Below are 17967 nucleotides of genomic sequence, written 5' to 3'. Positions count from 1 at the left end.
ATAACCGCAGCATCCACCGCCATGAGAGTCCGATAGGTATCTTCTGAGAAATCCTCGTGCCCTGGGGTGTCGAGGATATTGACCCGCTTGCCATCATAGTCAAACTGCATAACAGAGGAGGTCACCGAGATCCCCCGCTGTTTCTCGATATCCATCCAGTCAGACTTGGCAAAAGTCCCTGTTTTCTTCCCCTTTACGGTACCAGCCTCACGAATCTCGCCCCCAAAGTAGAGCAACTGCTCGGTAATGGTTGTTTTCCCTGCGTCCGGGTGAGAGATGATAGCAAAGGTACGGCGTTTTTGGATTTCTTCTTGAATGTTCATATAATCTCTTTCTTTTTTAGTTATTTTTAAATCAACATGACAATTAATATTTTCTTAAAAATCAGATAATCTTTCATTTGATTTTTTTGATTAGTCAAATGAACCGAAAACCATTCACCCAACTTCTCAAAACTCCATCATTTCGTTTTATTACAAGACACAACAGCTACAATTCGCTAATAAAGCAACTCTGTATAAAACCACTCCTACTTATTTTTAAACTTCTTCCTAAAAATATAGTCAAGAAGGATTACAGCCAATGAGAGAATGAAAGAAATTAGTAAATAATTCACTAAAAGATTCTCCCCTTTGATGATAGGTGGACGAGCAAGTAAGCCATAATTTCCTCCTGTTAACTGATTGACTCCCACTAAAAAAAGGTTGAGCAAAAAAGTGTAGGCAATAAGCCAAATTTTTTTTAACAACTTTTTATCATAGTAATTCAAAAGGTATACCAAAGAATTGACCAAAAGAGCATAGTGACCAATTAGAAAAGAAAAGCTGGTAATGTGAGGAAAATCATACGGATCAAAGACTGGATAGCCAAGAGCAAAAATGGCACCACTAGTCCCTAAGAGAGCAAAATATTGCTTACTTGATTTCTTGTTAGGTAAAAAAACAACTGCAAACATCGCCAAACGACAATGATAAAATGGCAAACTGTCGGATAGAGGAATCTGAAATACGAAATACCAGGCATAAAGAGCTAATAGCTGGAAAATTTGTACCCATTTAAAGAATCGAACAAACACTAAATTTTGATGAAACTTAAGTGCTGCAAAAATCAACACAAAAAGTAAACTAATCATTAGACTGTACCAAACTAAGGGAATAGAAGGCGGTACAGTTTTAACTCTCGTTAAAAACTCTTCTAAGTAAATATAAAACATAAATCCCCTTTTAAATATCAACACATTTTAATGATATTATCCACTAGGCTTTTTCAAGTATATCAACTAATTTTGAAAGATTCATAGAATTACTACCTTTGAGCAAAATCTGGTCATTTTTCTGAAGTTCTCTTACTACTACTTTTGTCAGGTTGTCAAATTGATCAACTTCAGCTGTTTTTTTGAAGTACAACACCCTTTCTGGCGGAAATATTTCTTTAGCGTAGTTAAAAAGAGCCTCCATATCCTCCCCATAAAGGAAAACGTGCGATAGAATATCGGGATTTAAACTTGTCAGCATGCTAGCATGTAGAGCCTTGGAGTCTTTTCCTAATTCTTTCATATCAGCCAATACGACTATCTTCCTCCCAGATGGATTATTAGGAATGGTACTGAATGTTTCTAATATCAACTTCATAGCAGTTGGATTTGCATTGTATACATCTGAGAGAATATCCGCCCCATTACTTGCTTTTTTCCATTCTGTTCTATTACGTGTTAACTTCAACTGAGAGAAACTTTTGCGAATTTTATCTTCCGTTACTCCTTCTTTCAATGCAAGGTAGGCTGCGACCATGGCATTCGTTGCATTATACTTCCCTGTTACTGGTAAAGTAAATTCACCGCTAGCAAAGTTCACCGTAAATGTTATACTATCCTTTCGCTCCTCTAAACTAGTGACATCGATATCACCTTTCGGACCAAAGCGAACCACCTCTTGTTTTTCTGAGATATATTTGTCCAACAGAGTGTCAGTTGGTAATAGTAAAAGAGCACCTTTTTCCATACCATCAACAATTTGCATTTTCCCTTTAGCAATTTCTGCTCGATTCTTAAAGAATTCTAGGTGAGCTTCGGCTACAATTGTAACAATCGCTGATTTGGGTTTTGCAAGTGTCGATAGTAGATGAATATCTCCCAAATGATCTTGTCCCATTTCCAAAACTAATTTTTGAGTCCCTTCTGGCATATGAAGAATCGTGTAGGGAAGCCCAATCTCATTATTATAATTTCCTTGAGTTTTATAAGTTAGAAAAGTTGTAGACAAAAGTTGAGCCAGCATATCTTTTGTGGTAGTCTTACCGTTTGAGCCAGTAACCGCTAATACCTCCACTTTTGTTTTATCCAAATAATAACTGGCTAGCGTCTGAAAAGCTAACAAAGTATCTTCAACCCAAATATAAGGATAGCCACTCAATTTAATTTCAGAAAATGTTGCAACTGCTTTATTTTGAAATGCAAGCTCAATAAAATCATGACCATCACGTTCTCCCTTAAGTGGCAAAAAAAGATCTCCAGCGCCAATTAATCGACTATCAAATTCGATATGTTCAATCGGGCAATCTGAAAATTGAGTGATATCATTTTTAGCGCCCACAACTCGGGCAATCTCATGCAGTGTTAGATTCATTTAACTCTCCAAAAATAAGACATAAGCAATAAAACGATGACTGTATCTGTTGTACAGTAAATACTAAGAAGGGAGTGGACAGAACTAAATGTCTTCTATTTAATTTCTGAACACCCCAAAAAAGTTAAGTAAAGCCTGCTACTATTATTGACTTGATTGTCTCAGAATTCTTTTCATCTATAAGTAGTAAAATTTAAAGTACAACAGCATTTTTTTAAATTAAATGGACTTCACGTTTAGCAAATGCTTCTTGAGCAAGCTGGACTAATTTTTCAATCAGTTCTGGATAAGAAAGTCCCATATTCCCCCACAAAAGTGGATACATGGACCATTGAGTAAATCCTGGCATCGTATTTAGCTCGTTTAAAAAAATTTCACCTGTATCTGTATAAAAGAAATCACAACGTGACAGCCCCATTCCACCAATAGCACGAAATGCACGCTCTGCGTCTTGACGCATAATGTCAATTATAGATTGATCAATTTCTGCAGGTATTGCCATGGTAATTTTATTGTCGATATACTTGGCATCATAATCATAAAAAGCAACATCTTTAACAACTTCACCAGGCATCGTACTCTTAACGTCGTAATTTCCTAATAATCCTACCTCAATCTCCCGCGCATTCACACCTTGTTCAACCAGAATACGGCTATCATATTGAAAAGCTTTCTCCAGTGCTTGGCGAAGTTGGTCTTGATTTTCAGACTTTGAAATTCCAACACTTGAGCCCATATTTGATGGTTTCGTAAAAACAGGGTAGGTCAATTTCTCCTCGATTTGAACAATCTTTTCCTCTATATTATCTCCTTCAAGGACAGCAACATATGGTACCTGAGCTATTCCAGCAGACTCTAAAATGCGCTTGGTACTAATTTTATCCATAGCAAGACTAGATGATAAAATATTGCAACCAATATAAGGCATTTTCAAAATTTCAAGAAATCCCTGAATAGAACCATCTTCTCCCATTGGACCATGCAAGACTGGAAATACTACAGCTCCATCCTCGTAGATCGCACTTGGTGCAACCTGTGAATTCCAATCCACTTGATCATTCACCATTAAAGTAGTATCCTTCGAGGGTGTATCGTGAAACTCTTGAGTTTTTATAAATTCACCTGTTTGTGTTATAAAATAAGTTTTCACGACAAATTTATCGTAATTAATCGCACGCATGACACTTTCGGCTGATAAAACGGATACTTCACGCTCAGCACTACGGCCACCATATAAGAGAACAATTGTTTGTTTTGTCATTTCTATTTCCTAAATCTAAACGTAATATCTGTTTTTAAGTATACCATAATTTTCATATTTTTAAAACCGAAATAAGCCTTCATCTTTAAACCAAAAGCAGTCGTATCCTTTACAATCTAACTCTAACACCTGACAAATTTAAAATTACCACATCAAAATTAAAAAGTAAGACGCTGTTCCACTATATAATCTATTAATCATGGTAAAATAGGCACCATAATCACTATAGTGAGTCAATTTACTATGGTGATTATGAGCCCCAAAAAAAGAAGCAGATGACTCTACTCCTTTAAGGTTTATGCTTTTCATCTATCTACTACAGTTAACAAAGAGCCTTGAAAATTCAGTGTTTTCAAGGGTTTTATTTTTATTACAATCCATCTGCAATTTTATTAATCTTTCGAAGACGATGATTCACTCCACTTTTTGTTAAAGGTTGGCTCAAAGTATCTGCTAATTGTTGTATTGAGTAATCTGGATGATTGATTCTGAGATAAGCTATTTCCTGAAGATCAGCAGGCAAATTTTCCAACCCCAACCGATCTTTTATTTTACTAATATTGTTAATCGTTTTCATACTTGCTGACACGGTACGAGCAATATTAGCTGTTTCAGCATTTGTAGCACGGTTTAAATCATTTCGGGTTTCTCTTAAAACTTTAATCCCTTCAAAAACATCTCTTGCCTTCATAGCACCAATGATTATAAGAAAATCCATGATATCTTCTGCGCGTTGTAAATAAGTAATCGAACCTTTTTTACGTTCAAAAATCTTAGCATCTAACAAAAATCGTTGCATCAGTTCAGCCAAACCTTCAGCATGCTCCTTATAGACCGAACTAATTTCCAACTGATACTTACCAGACTCTGGATCACGAATCGATCCACTTGATAAAAATGCTCCTCTTAAATATGCTCTACTGATTTCATCATCAGCTAGAATATTCGCAGATATTCCTTCTTCTAATCCGAAGAAAGAATCTGCTAAATACAGATCTGCTAAAATAGTTTCAACATTTTGTCCCAAGAAAACAGTATAAACTCTATTTTTTCGGAGATTCGTCTTTTGATGGTGACGAATCTCCGATTTCACCTGATAAAAATGCAGAAAAAGTTCATAAATATGACGTGCCACTTTTGCGTTCTCAGTTGAAATGGATAATGTAAGACCTGTCTGCGATAACCCTAGACTACCTGACATTTTGATTAAAGCTGTTAATTCACTTTTTAGCCAATCAGTCTGTTGAAGAATTTCTTCCTTTACTTGCACAGTAAAATTCATCGCCAACCACCAATCAACTGCATCAGTTCCTCTACAACTGCATCACCATCATGAAAAGCTCCACCGTTTTCTAAACGAAGAAAGTTCGAGGAAATAACCCTAGGAACCTGAGCTTTCAGCCCATCAAAATCATGTTCTACCTGTACCAGATATTCATCAAATTTATTAGAATTCATGTATTCTTTTGGTACAGTCTCAATATTGACCAAAACAGAATCGATAAAGGGCATTCCAAGATGGCGATTAAGAACCTCAACATGCTGACTATCTGAAAAACGTTCCGTCTCACCACGCTGAGTCATAATATTACAAACATAAGCAACTTGCGCCTTAGTTTCACACAAGGCTTTTCCAATTTCACCAATCATTAGGTTTGGTAATATAGAGGTAAAAAGCGAGCCAGGACCCAATACAATCATATCACTTTCTAGAATTGTCTGAACCACCCGCTTACTGGCTCTTGGTTCTTCTTGGTCTAATGTATTACTTACATAAACATGGTCAATCATTCCGCCATACTTTGCAATTTTACTCTCTCCGACAATTTCAACTCCATCTTTAAAAACAGCATGAAGAGTTAACGGCGTATCACTCGATGGGTAAATCTTACCGGTTGTATGAAAAAACTTCGTCAACAATTGCATCGCATTGTAAGTTGAACCTTGCATCTCAGAAATTCCTGCTATAATCAGATTTCCCAATGGATGCCCAGCTAGAGGACCATTATCTTCTGAAAAGCGGTATTGAAAAACTTCTTCATAAAATTTCGGCATATCTGACAAGGCAACTAAAACATTTCTTAGATCCCCCGGTGGCGTCAAGTGAGTATTTTCTCTCAATTTTCCTGAAGAACCACCATCATCCGCTACTGTAACAATTGCTGCTATCTCCACATCTTGTTGCCGTAGACTATCTAGTATAACTGAAATACCCGTTCCACCACCAATAACGGTTACACGAGGTTTTTTCATGAACGATTCACCGTTTCCTTTCGTTTATCCTTATCTCGATGACTTAAATTGCAGGTCCAGTTTTTAGATAAATCTTCAGACAAGCGTTTTGCAAAGGCAACACTTCTATGTTGACCACCCGTACAACCGATAGCAATCGTCAAGACAGCCTTACCTTCTTTTCTGTATGCAGGTAAAATGGGTTCTATCAAGGCTAATAAGTGTTTGTAAAAATCTTCTGATTCTCGACTGTCCATAACATATCGATATACAGCTTCATCCATTCCTGTTTGGTTCCGTAATTCAACTACGTAGTATGGATTTGGAAGAAAGCGAACATCAAATACTAAATCTGCATCCAATGGAAGACCATATTTGAAACCAAAAGACATTACTTCAATTCGAAATTCAGGTTGACTAGATTCACTAGAAAATTGTTCATTGATAACCTTACGAAGATTTCTAGGTGTTAATTCAGTCGTATCAATGACATTTTGGCTCATATTTTTTAAGGGTGCTAAAAGTTCTCTTTCAAGTGTGATACCATCTAGGACACGCCCATCTGCAGCCAGTGGATGACTCCTCCTTGTTTCCTTATAGCGTGCTACTAATTCTCCATCTGTTGCATCTAAGAAGAGAATTTTTAAATCAAGATGCTCATTTCCTTCAATATTATCCAGAATTTGGCGAATCTCTGAGAAGAAAGAACGACTGCGCATATCTACTACTAAGGCAATCTTATCATCATGTGTGTAACTCATCAAATCAATGAATTTTGGCAATAAGGCTGGTGGCATATTATCAATTGTAAAATAACCCAAATCTTCAAACGACTGGATAGCGACTGTTTTTCCTGCTCCACTCATCCCTGTAACAATGACTAAATGAATCCGTTTTTCTGTCATACAATCTCCTAACTCTTACTTTCTTTAAGATACAGAAAACTGGGCACTAAAGTCCCAGCTGTTTCTACTAAATGATTTCAGCTATCACTTCGATTTCAACTTTGACATCACGTGGAAGTCGTGCTACTTCAACTGCTGACCGAGCTGAAAATTCATTTTGAAAAGCTGTTTTATAAACTTCATTAAAAGGTACAAAATCATTCATATCACTAAGAAAGCAAGTAGTTTTAACAACATGATCAAAATCAGTACCTGCTTCTGCTAGAATCGCATGAATATTTTTTAAAACTTGTTCTGTTTGTTCTTCTATCGTTGAACCGACAATTTCCCCAGTTTCAGGAGATAAGGGAACTTGTCCACTTGCAAAAAGAAGATTTCCTACAATTTTTCCTTGGACATATGGACCAATCGCTGCAGGTGCCTTATCTGTGTGAATCGTTTGTGCCATTTCAAAACCTCCATTTTCTTTTCATTGTAGCATATTTTACCTTAAATATCTATCAGATACTATCGTTAAACAGATTCGTTATCAAACCACAAAGCAATCTCACGTTTTGCATTTTCTAATGAGTCCGATCCATGTACAATATTCTGAATAGTTTGAGTAGGGGCTGCCGCTTGACCAAAATCACCTCGAATCGTTCCTGGAAGAGCTTCTTCTGGACGCGTGGATCCCATCATACTTCGCCAAGTTTCAATTACTTTTTCACCAGAAATAATCCCTACTACAATCGGACCAGAGGTCATGAAATCACGAATCCCAGGATAAAATGCCTTATCAACTAATTCATGATAATGTTGGTCGATTAATTGACTACTAACTTGATGACGGTATTCCATTTTTTCCAATCGAAAACCACGATTTTCAATCCGAGTCAGGACCTTTCCTACCAAACCACGTCTTACACCATCAGGCTTAACCATAAAAAATGTCTTTTCCATTTTATTACCTCAATCTTCTTTATAAATGTTAGAGATTAGTGATTTCAGTCTATTTAACAATTTTTCCAAGCACGTGCCTGTGTCTCATCAGACTCCAACTGTTCAACCAGTCCTTCAACACTATCAAACTTAACCATATTCCGAATTTTATCCAACCAATGAATGGTAATGGTATGACCATAAATATCTCTAGAAAAATCAAAGATATTCACTTCAAATCGAAGTTCCTTTCCTTCAAAAGTAATGTTCTTACCCACCGATGCCATCCCACGATAAAACTTCCCTTCGAATTCAACTTCTACTACATAAACACCATCAGCTGGTAAATGCGTCATATCAAGTGGGGCTAAATTAGCTGTAGGATAACCAATAGTTCGTCCTCGTGCATCACCATGAACTACTATACCTCGGCTAGATAAAGGACGCCCTAGGAGTTGCCCAGCAAGCTTAACATCTCCCAAACGGATAGCCTGACGAATTCGGGTAGAACTAACTTTTTCCTCACCTAAATTAATTGACGAGACAATGACAACTTCTCCATCAAAATCAGTTTCTAATGTTTTAACATCTCTCTTATCTGATCCAAAACTGTAATCAAAACCAGCAACTAGAACCTTTGCTCTTAACTTTTTAACATAGCGTTGTATGAATTCTTTTCCATTATAACTAGCAAAATCACTAGTAAAGTCCGTTAAATAAAGCACCTCCACCCCAAGATCTTCTAGTTCTTCCATCCGTTTTTCTGGACTAAGAAGATGTAGAAGTAGTTCTGGTTGGTAACGTACAAACGTCAATTTAGGACTCTCTGGAAATGTTAAAACAGCTACTTGCAGATGATCACGTTCTGCAATCTCTCTCGCTCGACGAAAAAGCTCTTGATGCCCCAAGTGGAGGCCATCAAAATATCCCAAAACCAACACTGTGTCTTTCACCTGATGTATATCATTTTCATCTTTTATGTAAATCGTTTTCATACTTCTATTGTATCATAATTTTCCAAAAGCTGTTTTTATAAAGATTCATTTCTTTATGCTCTCTTCGTTTGACAATATATGACAGCAAGCGGGATTACTATCTTTTTTAGTTTTTTACAAGAAGACCTTTCGAGGCTTGTAGTGTTCTTCTCGTTTTTCCAAAATAGCCAGTAAGTGTTCATCCTCAAAGGCCGCCAATTCTGTTTCTGTCTGCTCTAACACTACAAAACGACCAAAGCGAATTTCTTGAGCCTGCTCTGGTGTTAACTGAACCTTAACCAAATCACCTGTCCCAATCTCTAGAGGATGAAGAAAATCAAGATTGTCCATTTCCACCTTCACTGAAATCTCTGACAGAGTCAAGGCATCTTCTATCTGCAAGCCTGCTGCACTGGTTCGAGTCAACTGCGACATATGAGCAGCGTAGCCCAGTTTTTCACCTAAATCAACCGAGAGCGTCCGGATATAGGTTCCCTTGCTGCATTTCACACGGAAAGTAAAACGAGCAAGATGGCTATCATAAGAAATCGGACTTGTTCTCTCAAAATTATAAATAGTCACCTGACGTTGGGGGCGCTCGACCTCCTGACCAGCACGCGCATACTCATAGAGCTTGCGTCCATTGACCTTAACTGCCGAATACATGGGAGGAATCTGTGTTATCCTTCCTGTCAAACTAGCGATTGCTTCATCGACAATTTTTTCGTCCAAGAGAGACAAAACAGGTGTCTCTGCGACCACTTCCCCACTAGCATCCTCTGTCGTCGTTGAAAAACCAAGCGTGATTTCCCCTTCATAGACCTTACCCTCATCCTGCATAAACTCGACCATACGCGTCGCCTTACCAACCGCAATGGGCAAAACACCCACCACATCTGGATCCAAGGTCCCACCGTGACCAATTTTCTTGGTTCCCAAAATCTTACGCAGTTTAAAAACCGCATCATGCGAGGTCATGCCCGCTTCTTTTTTTAAGTTGATAATTCCGTTCATTCATTAACTTTCTAAAAATACTAAAACTCTCTTTTGGAAATCCTTATTCTGTTCATATAGTGCATGCCCACACTCTGAAAAAATAGTGAGCTGGTTACTTTTGATATGCTGATGTAATCTAAGCGAAGCTTCTACGCCAAGAACTTCATCTTTTTCTGCTCCAACGATTAACGTAGGGCAGTTAATTTTTTCCAAAAAATCTAGACTATCATGTTTCAAACAAGATACAGCCTGAATATCAATACGTTGTTTATCTTTAATATTACCAAAGATTCCCATTATTCGATAAAGGTATTTAAATTTTTCAAAGGATTTAGTCGTGTAAGAGTGACGAGCAATATCAATCATCAGATCTTTATAAGTACCTGTTTGAATCAGGTTCAGCCAGCAACTAATTCTCTCCCTACCTAGATTACTTAGTTTAGCAGTTGTAACAGCTAAAACTAGCTTTTGAACCTTTTCAGGGAAATCTGCCGCCAACCATTGGGCAATCATTCCACCTTGCGAAATCCCCATAACATAGGCACTGGTAATATTTAATATCTCCATTGCTTCTGCTACATCTGCTGCCATATCCCGTGTCGTATACCCCTGCCTCAACTCATTGATTCGAGAAAAAACATAAATTTGGTAACGTTTGGCAAGTATACGGTATGTGATTGAAAAAGGCATAGCCATACCTTTAACCGTCTGTAGTCCATCACCCAAGCCTGGTATAATTACTAGAGGGTCCTTTCCTTTTCCAAAGGTCACATAGTCCATGCTCTTTTCGTTAAAATGTAAGGTTTTCCCTTTTGTTGAAGACATTACTTCGTTCCCTCTACTATTTTTTCATGATTTATTTATGTTGAATTTATAAATGCAAGGCAAAGCCAGCAGTCACTTTTTCAAATCCAACTGCCTGATAAAACTGATGTGCAGCATTTCGTTCAGCGGTTAATCCACTATTTAGAGCCAGTGCCTTAACTCCTTCTTTTATCGCTTGTTTTTTCAATTCATCAATTAGCCTACTAGCAATTCCTTGTCGTCTTGTTTCTTTTGCAACTGACAAAGCTAAAATACGATAGTAAGATCCATCTGTTTCAAAAAAGTAGAGCTTTGCATACCCTAAGAAACCTAAAATTTCTCCGTTTCTTTCAGCTAAAAGACAGCCATAATGTGGCTGAGAAAGAATCATTTCTAAACGTCGAGACAGCTTAGAAGCGGTCGTTGGATAACCCAAGTCTTCGTATAAAGACAGTAGGGTTTCAGCATCTTCCATGGTTGCTTTTCGTATCTGCATAGGATCCTCCTACTCCCCCTTAAGAGCATCAAACTTAGCCTTCATGGTTGGATTTTTCCGTGTCAATTTTTTAACGGAAACATCATCCAATTTGTTGTTGGCGAGTCGAAGTTGGTTTTCTGATGTGGTCAAGAATTTCTTGACTTCTTCCATCCGTTTGATAGCCTTGTCGATCTCATCGATAGCTTTGCCAAAATTTGTCGAAGCAGAGTTGTAGTTCTTAGCAAAAGCTACTTTGAAGGCATTCAAATCATCTTCAAAGTTGGTAATATCAATGTTCTGCTCCCGTACCAAAGCCAGTTCTTGCTTATACTGTAGCGAGTTAAGTGCAGCATTGCGTAAAAGCGTAATCATTGGCAAAAAGAACTGAGGACGAATGACATACATTTTATCATAAGCATAGGACACATCGATAATCCCGGAATTATAGAGTTCGCTATCTGACTCAAGCAGACTCACTAGAATCGCATACTCACAACCTTTTTCTCGTCGGTCCTTATCCAGCTCTTTGAAGAAATGCTCATTCTTTTTCTTGCTTGCAGTCTCGTCACCTTCATTTTTCATTTCAAACATGATGGAGAGGATTTCCACACCGTGTTCATCTACCTCACGATAGATATAGTCGCCCTTGCTACCAGTTCTAGCATCATTGTCCTTACCAAACTCTGCTCGTGGGAACATGGCCATGCGGTTCTTGTTAAACTCATACTCACAGTGCTGCTCCAAGCTCTCCCCAATCATCTTGGTAGATTGCTTAGCCTTGAAATCCTTGTAAAACTCGATGGTTTCATCTTTCTGACGCAATTGAATTTCATAACGTTCCTTGAGGGAAGTCTGGGCAATCTCAGCTTCTTTTTCTTGTAAGGCTAGCTGATTCTGTGCAGCATCTCGCTCCTTCTCTATTGTGGACAAAGTCTTTTGCATCTGATTTTCATATTGCAATTCTATTGTTTGAAGTCGACTCTGTAACTCTTGAATCTCCTTTTCTTTATCCGCTAATAAGAGATTTGTAGTCTGTTCTGCCTTGTTTTTAACCCATTCTTTCTCTGTATTCATCTGAGCAATCTGATTTTGCAAACGAAGAATTTCTTGTTCCTTAACCGTAAGAACTTGATCAAACTCTCTCTCAATTTCTTTTTTGGTTAGTTCTTTTTCAGTTGAAAACTGGTTAATTTGATGTTGCAATTCAGAAATTTCTCTATTTTTCTCTGATAAGAAAGCCTGCTGTTCGTTCTTAGATTTTTGCTCTGCTAACGCTAATTCCTGTCTGATTCGTTCGTGCACTTCCTTCTCAAACTCAGATGTACGAACCTGCGACAGTAATTCACTGTATTGGCTCTCGTTTACCGTAAATACTTCCCCACAATTGGGACATTTCATTTCGTTCATAGAAGTCCTTTTGTCCAATTTAGTTATAAATTACATGATGGATAATATAGTCGTTGGCTTGTTCTTAGCAGAACGAATCAATTTTTCGACTAGGACTGAAATTAACCAATCAAGCTAACGAAATAATAAAAGATAAACCAAAGACTATAAAAACTTATTTTTTAGACTTCTATTATACCACTCAAAAGAATAAAAGAAAACAGCCAGCTTTTCTAGCATAGCCCATTCGTTATTATCGTGCGATAAAAACAATACACGAAGTAATTGGCCTCCTTCACGGGTCATTTGACTTTTCGGGTCTAGTAAAAAAGGTTGGACTTTCGCCCAACCTTAAATGATGAATTCATTTTCTCAATAAAGAAAACCTATTACCATTTCTTACGAATACCAGCAATACCTAGTGTAGATAAAATCAGTCCTACTAAAGATAGAATTACAGAGCCAGTATCCCCTGTTTTAGGTAGGGAGGTCTGGTTATTCGCTTTTTCACTGTAGGTTTTTCCATAAGAAACTGGCACTTTTTGGGAGGAAGAAACATCTGTCATTCGTTTAGAAGAAGTATCTTCTTTTGTCGAAGAAGGCGTTTCTTTCTTAATATCAAGGTTTTTATTATCGTTTACCTCTTGCTTCTTATCTTTATCCACTGGAAGAGGACTTTGTCCTTTATCCTCATCACTTGGTAAGACAAGGGTCTTAGAGTCTACAGAAATCGTTCGTGAATTTGGATTTACAACTGAATATTGACTCAAATCTGCTACTTTCAAATACTCTTCAAAAGCAACATCCATGGAAGGACCTTCTTCACGGCTTCCTCCAAGCATAGTATAGCCATCTCCGCCGGCTGCAAGGAAGTCATTGGTTGCTAGATAATATGTTTTTGTAAGATCTAGCTTATCATATTGACCATTCGTATGGTTCTTGATATAAATTGCTAAAACACGCTGACCGCTTTCAAGATTGGTGTCATAGTAAACCTTAGCACCAGAGACTTGTAAAAAGCCACCACTTGGTTCCAATAGAGGTTGACCGTTTTCATCGACAACTGTTTTTCTTTCTTGATCAACTTGAAGAATTGATCCCAAGGATTTTTCGAACATATCCTTAATATTTTGACCAATTACCTGAATTTGTGAAATGGTATTTCCGAATGGAAGAACTGCGATGATATTTCCTTTTGTAATAGCTTGATTTTTAGCAATTGTCTCACGTAGACCACCACCATTCGTGACGGCCAAATCGGTTTTGTGAGCAAAACCTGCCTGGCCATACTCATAAAGAGCATCTGCCACGACATTTCCTAGATTGGTTTCACGAACTCGCACATTTTCACGTTTTCCGTTTAACTCAACTGGATTATTCGCAACAACTACTACAGCATTTTCAGCGTCATACTTCGCTTTAATACTTGTTACCAAAGTTTCAATTTCTGGATTTGGTGTTAGCTTTTTAGCCTCATCAGCAGATATTAAAGTTGGATTTCCAAGGAGTTCACCCGATTTAAGTGTCACTTTACCAACATTTTGAAGATAACTTCCAGTTTGGTTGTATGTGACGTTCTTTCCATAAGTTGTAGAAGCAACTGTATGAGAGTGTCCATCAATCACGACAACCCGTTTTCCAGTCAAGCGACTGTTGTTTGACAAGGCTTCCGCCAGAGTAGATCCCCTCCACTCAACAGGTGTTGTGCTATCGACTCCTAGGTGTGCAAGGATGATATAATTTTTATAGTTTTTATTTTCAGCTAATGCTTTTGATTCGATTTCATCTATAACTTTATTGACTTCCGCAATTGGTTCTGTAAAAGTTACCCCGACAATATTTTTAGGGTGCGTCTTAGTCCCAGTTTCCGGAGTTGTTACCCCGATAACTACAAACTCATCGCCTTCAACAGACTGATCCTTGTCCACAATTGTAGAGGCTTCAAAGAGCCGAACGCCATCAACATATGTGTTTGAACTTAGAAGAGGAAAATTCAGAATTTCTTTGTATTTCTTTGCCTCATCTAAACCAAAATCAAACTCATGGTTCCCAACTGCCATGGCGTCATATCCCATTTTATTAAGGATTTCTGCACGCGCCTCACCTTTACTAGAGTTAGAGATTGGAAGTCCTTGGAAAGCATCCCCTGCATCCACTACAAGAGTTGTTTGATTTTCTTTGGCACGTTCTTCTGCAATAACTGTTGCTAATTTGGCATCCCCAATCACACCACGTTCTTCAACAATCCGTCCGTGAACATCGTTTGTGTGTAGGATAACAGCATCCTTCTCAGTAGATGTAGTACTTGTTTCTACTGAAGCTGTTTCCGTAACTGAGTTTGTTTCATTACTTGACTCAGCAGATTGCGCAGCTACTGTTACTATTGATGTATCGCTCACTTCAGAGCTTGCTACTTGCTCATCAGCAGATACCTGTACAGATAGAACAGCTGGTGCAAGCAAAATAGTCGATAAGACAAGAAGATATTTCTTTTTCACGATAAATCCTTTTCTAATTTTTATCAATTTCTATTATACGTTATTTTTTTGTTTTTTTAAAATACTTTTCTGATTTTTTTGATATTTTTCGTAAATATTTTCATATTTTTTTGAAAATAATAATTATAAGTTCGTTTTTCACCCTGTATAAACTTTCTTGCCTTTGCAAATAGTGTATTTTACTAAACCTTTTAGTTGTTCACCGATAAATGGGGAATTGCTTGCCTTGGAAGCAAAGCTATTACTTACATGACGTTTTGCCTCCGCATCAAAAATAACTAAATCTGCTGATCCTCCTTCAGAAATATAACCAGCATCTAACTGATAAAGACGTGCCGGATTAATTGTCATTTTTTCTAACAAATCGATCAATGATAACTCTCCTGCATCTACAAGGTAGGTAAGCCCCAGAGATAATGACGTTTCAAGTCCTGTCATACCTGAAGGTGCTTGAGTTATATCAGCGACATTTTTTTCGTCTGCATGGTGAGGAGCATGATCCGTCGCAATAATCGAGATGACTCCTGACTTGAGTCCTTCAATAACAGCAAGGCGGTCTGACTCAAGTCGTAAAGGAGGGTTCATTTTTGCATTGCTTCCTTTTGTCAATAAAAGGGACTCTGTTTTAGAAAAGTGTTGCGGAGCTACTTCTGCAGTCACCTGTGCACCTAACTTTTGAGCAAAAGCGACAACCTGAACACTTTCAGCCTTAGATAAGTGCTGAATATGAACCTTGGCTTTTACATCATAAGCAATCATAACATCACGCGCCATCATAGCATATTCTGCCACTCCAGTAGCCCCACAAACATGATAGTGCTCTGTAGCGATGTTCTCATTGAGACCCAAAACTCCATTTAATTCAGGATCCTCCTCATGTAGACTAAGTAGAGTATCCAGTTCTTTCGCTTTCTTCATAGCTTCTCTTAGTACCTTACTACTTTGCAGCGGAATACCATCATCAGAAAATCCAATAGCTCCTTCTTGTAACAAATCCTCAAAATCAGTTAAAGTTTGGCCATCAAAGTTTTTAGTAATTGTTGCAACAGAATGAATATTAATGTTTTCTTTAGAAGCTGAATGAAGAACTTCTCTCAACGTTTCGACAGTAGAAATCGTTGGATTAGTGTTCGCCATCATCACGACCGTAGTAAAACCGCCTGCTGCCGCTGCAAGTGCTCCTGTGTGAATATCCTCTTTGTGTGTTTGACCTGGTTCACGAAAATGAACATGAATATCAACTAAGCCCGGTGCAACAATCAAACCCGTAGCGTCAATTATTTCAGCTTCGTCCGTTTGGATATCTTGATCGATTTGGAGAATTTTGCCATCTTTTATTAAAATATCACGAACACCATCTAGTCCAGTCTTAGGATCCATCACACGACCATTTTTCACTACTAACATCTCGTACTCCTATTCATAAAAATCAACTTGTGTTTCCAACAAACAATTACCATCATACACAAATTTTGCTGAGAAGAATGGTTTGTCTTCTAACAACCACTCCACAAAAGTATGGTCTCCTTCCCAAGTCGGCTTACTTAACACTTGATCATAGGGAACCCATTCTAAAGTCCCTTCATTACAGTCAATCAAGTCACCCTCAAACTCCGTCACCTTAAAAACATAGGTGTACCAGTCTAAATCTGGTGTAAATTCTGGAAAAGTGATAACGCCTTTTAGAACCGGCTTGGCTTTGAGCCCTGTTTCTTCTAGGATTTCACGCGCTGCGCACTCCTGAGGAGTCTCACCTCGTTCTAGCTTACCACCCACACCAATCCATTTACCTGTATGGACATCATTGGGCTTTTTATTGCGATGGAGCATGAGCAGTTCTTTTCCGTTGTCAATGTAGCAAATCGTCGCTAACTGAGGCATATTTTCTCCTTATCTAAGCCAATCGATTGGCTCTTGTCCTGTCTCTGTTAAGAATGCATTAGCCTTGGAAAAAGGCTTGGAACCCCAAAATCCTCTATAAACCGATAAAGGACTAGGATGGGCTGATTCGATAATCAAGTGGTGAGGATTGGTAACCAAGGACTTCTTCTTGCGTGCATAAGCGCCCCAGAGTACAAAGACCACTGGCCTATCTAGATGATTGACCACCCGAATCACAGCATCTGTAAATGGCTCCCATATCTGTCCAGCATGACCATTGGCCTGCCCAGCAGGAACGGTCAAGCAAGCATTGAGAAGTAAGACTCCTTGCTCAGCCCAAGACGTTAAATCATGGGACTTCTTAGCTCCGATGTCATCTGACAATTCTTTCAAGATATTTTGCAAGGATGGCGGATCTGGGATAGAGTCAGGAACAGAAAAACTCAAGCCCTGAGCCTGACCTGACCCGTGATAAGGATCCTGCCCTAAAATCACCACCTTAACTTCTTCCAGAGGAGTAGTCAAGAGAGCCTGAAAAACCTTCTCCTTAGGTGGATAAACAGTTCCCTGAGCATAGACCTGCTCCATAAATTGATTGATTTTCCCAAAATAACCCTCAGGTAATTGCTCCTTAATCAAAGCGTGCCAAGATGAGTGTTCCATCGCCAACTCCTTCATTTTTACTGCCTCTATTATAGCAAAAAGTGGCTATCTAAACCACTTTTTACAGTTTATCCAAACAATCCAGCAAGTCTTGGTAAGAATGAACTTCATAAGTTGGCTGGGCTTGTGTGTGATTTTCGAGGTGATGAGGATTGTATAGTAGTTTAGTTTATAACCAGTATATGATATACTAGTTATATGGCATACGGAATTGATTTTAGAAAACGTGTCCTTGCTTACGTTGAAGAGGGGCATACACGTCAAGAAACTGCAAAATTATTTAACATTAGTACAAATACGTTATACTCAACCATTTTCAAAAAAACAACCTTGTCCATTGTCTA

General features: G+C 38.2%; 19 protein-coding genes and 1 pseudogene. 1 reads left to right on the top strand and 19 read right to left on the bottom strand.

What is annotated here, in order from left to right; all coding sequences use genetic code 11:
- From STRDD10_RS00965 to STRDD10_RS10275, 19 genes and pseudogenes are all read right to left on the bottom strand, one after another.
- Positions 1-323, bottom strand: a 323-nt coding sequence (locus STRDD10_RS00965) for a GTP-binding protein (protein WP_082782003.1), incomplete at its 3' end; no start/stop codon positions are given.
- A 206-nt stretch (positions 324-529) separates the two neighbouring features.
- Entirely contained in the window at positions 530-1213 is a 684-nt protein-coding gene (locus STRDD10_RS00960; protein WP_067192341.1) for a YwaF family protein, read from the bottom strand.
- Positions 1214-1256: 43 nt separating this feature from the next.
- Complete coding sequence (locus tag STRDD10_RS00955; RefSeq protein ID WP_067192338.1) at positions 1257-2624, bottom strand: UDP-N-acetylmuramoyl-tripeptide--D-alanyl-D-alanine ligase; 1368 nt, start codon at positions 2622-2624, stop codon at positions 1257-1259.
- A gap of 214 nt (positions 2625-2838) precedes the next feature.
- Positions 2839-3885, bottom strand: a complete 1047-nt coding sequence (locus tag STRDD10_RS00950; RefSeq protein WP_067192336.1) for a D-alanine--D-alanine ligase — start codon at positions 3883-3885, stop codon at positions 2839-2841.
- Between the two features lie 370 nt (positions 3886-4255).
- Positions 4256-5167 (bottom strand): DNA-binding protein WhiA, encoded by a 912-nt coding sequence (whiA, locus tag STRDD10_RS00945; RefSeq protein WP_067192333.1) that lies wholly within the window; start codon positions 5165-5167, stop codon positions 4256-4258.
- On the bottom strand, positions 5164-6138 hold the full coding sequence (locus STRDD10_RS00940; RefSeq protein ID WP_067192332.1) for a YvcK family protein: 975 nt from the start codon (positions 6136-6138) through the stop codon (positions 5164-5166). Before STRDD10_RS00940 ends, whiA begins: the two co-directional genes overlap by 4 nt.
- Positions 6135-7022, bottom strand: coding sequence for an RNase adapter RapZ (gene rapZ, locus STRDD10_RS00935; protein WP_067192329.1), 888 nt, complete (start codon positions 7020-7022; stop codon positions 6135-6137). Before rapZ ends, STRDD10_RS00940 begins: the two co-directional genes overlap by 4 nt.
- A 67-nt stretch (positions 7023-7089) precedes the next feature.
- Complete coding sequence (locus STRDD10_RS00930) at positions 7090-7470, bottom strand: RidA family protein (protein ID WP_067192326.1); 381 nt, start codon at positions 7468-7470, stop codon at positions 7090-7092.
- Positions 7471-7535: 65 nt separating this feature from the next.
- Complete coding sequence (gene ndk, locus STRDD10_RS00925; RefSeq protein ID WP_067192323.1) at positions 7536-7964, bottom strand: nucleoside-diphosphate kinase; 429 nt, start codon at positions 7962-7964, stop codon at positions 7536-7538.
- 53 nt (positions 7965-8017) lie between these two features.
- Complete coding sequence (locus STRDD10_RS00920) at positions 8018-8938, bottom strand: bifunctional riboflavin kinase/FAD synthetase (protein WP_067192320.1); 921 nt, start codon at positions 8936-8938, stop codon at positions 8018-8020.
- A gap of 114 nt (positions 8939-9052) precedes the next feature.
- Positions 9053-9931, bottom strand: coding sequence for a tRNA pseudouridine(55) synthase TruB (truB, locus tag STRDD10_RS00915; protein WP_067192317.1), 879 nt, complete (start codon positions 9929-9931; stop codon positions 9053-9055).
- Positions 9932-9934: 3 nt separating this feature from the next.
- Positions 9935-10738, bottom strand: coding sequence for an alpha/beta fold hydrolase (locus tag STRDD10_RS00910; protein WP_067192314.1), 804 nt, complete (start codon positions 10736-10738; stop codon positions 9935-9937).
- Between the two features lie 46 nt (positions 10739-10784).
- Positions 10785-11213, bottom strand: a complete 429-nt coding sequence (locus STRDD10_RS00905; RefSeq protein WP_067192311.1) for a GNAT family N-acetyltransferase — start codon at positions 11211-11213, stop codon at positions 10785-10787.
- A 9-nt stretch (positions 11214-11222) separates the two neighbouring features.
- The gene (locus tag STRDD10_RS00900; RefSeq protein WP_067192308.1) at positions 11223-12602 is read right to left on the bottom strand and encodes a DUF2130 domain-containing protein; all 1380 of its coding nucleotides are present in this window, start codon (positions 12600-12602) and stop codon (positions 11223-11225) included.
- Between the two features lie 368 nt (positions 12603-12970).
- A complete protein-coding gene (nt5e, locus tag STRDD10_RS00895; protein WP_067193001.1) occupies positions 12971-15082 on the bottom strand; it encodes a cell surface ecto-5'-nucleotidase Nt5e in 2112 nt (703 codons plus the stop codon).
- 135 nt (positions 15083-15217) lie between these two features.
- Positions 15218-16486 (bottom strand): dihydroorotase, encoded by a 1269-nt coding sequence (locus STRDD10_RS00890; RefSeq protein WP_067192306.1) that lies wholly within the window; start codon positions 16484-16486, stop codon positions 15218-15220.
- Between the two features lie 9 nt (positions 16487-16495).
- On the bottom strand, positions 16496-16960 hold the full coding sequence (locus STRDD10_RS00885) for an NUDIX hydrolase (RefSeq protein WP_067192303.1): 465 nt from the start codon (positions 16958-16960) through the stop codon (positions 16496-16498).
- 9 nt (positions 16961-16969) lie between these two features.
- Complete coding sequence (locus tag STRDD10_RS00880; RefSeq protein WP_067192301.1) at positions 16970-17623, bottom strand: uracil-DNA glycosylase; 654 nt, start codon at positions 17621-17623, stop codon at positions 16970-16972.
- A gap of 61 nt (positions 17624-17684) precedes the next feature.
- A pseudogene (locus STRDD10_RS10275) lies at positions 17685-17780 on the bottom strand (YjjG family noncanonical pyrimidine nucleotidase); the annotation flags it as partial.
- Positions 17781-17821: 41 nt separating this feature from the next.
- On the opposite strand from STRDD10_RS10275, the gene STRDD10_RS11825 reads away from it, so the two are divergent.
- Positions 17822-17967 (top strand): helix-turn-helix domain-containing protein (locus tag STRDD10_RS11825; protein WP_156468576.1); only part of this gene is annotated, 146 nt, incomplete at its 3' end.

The sequence above is a fragment of the Streptococcus sp. DD10 genome (assembly GCF_001578805.1).
Classification (GTDB): Bacteria; Bacillota; Bacilli; order Lactobacillales; family Streptococcaceae; genus Streptococcus.
Note: the sequence above shows the minus strand (reverse complement) of the source record. Positions and strands in the feature narration are given on the sequence as shown.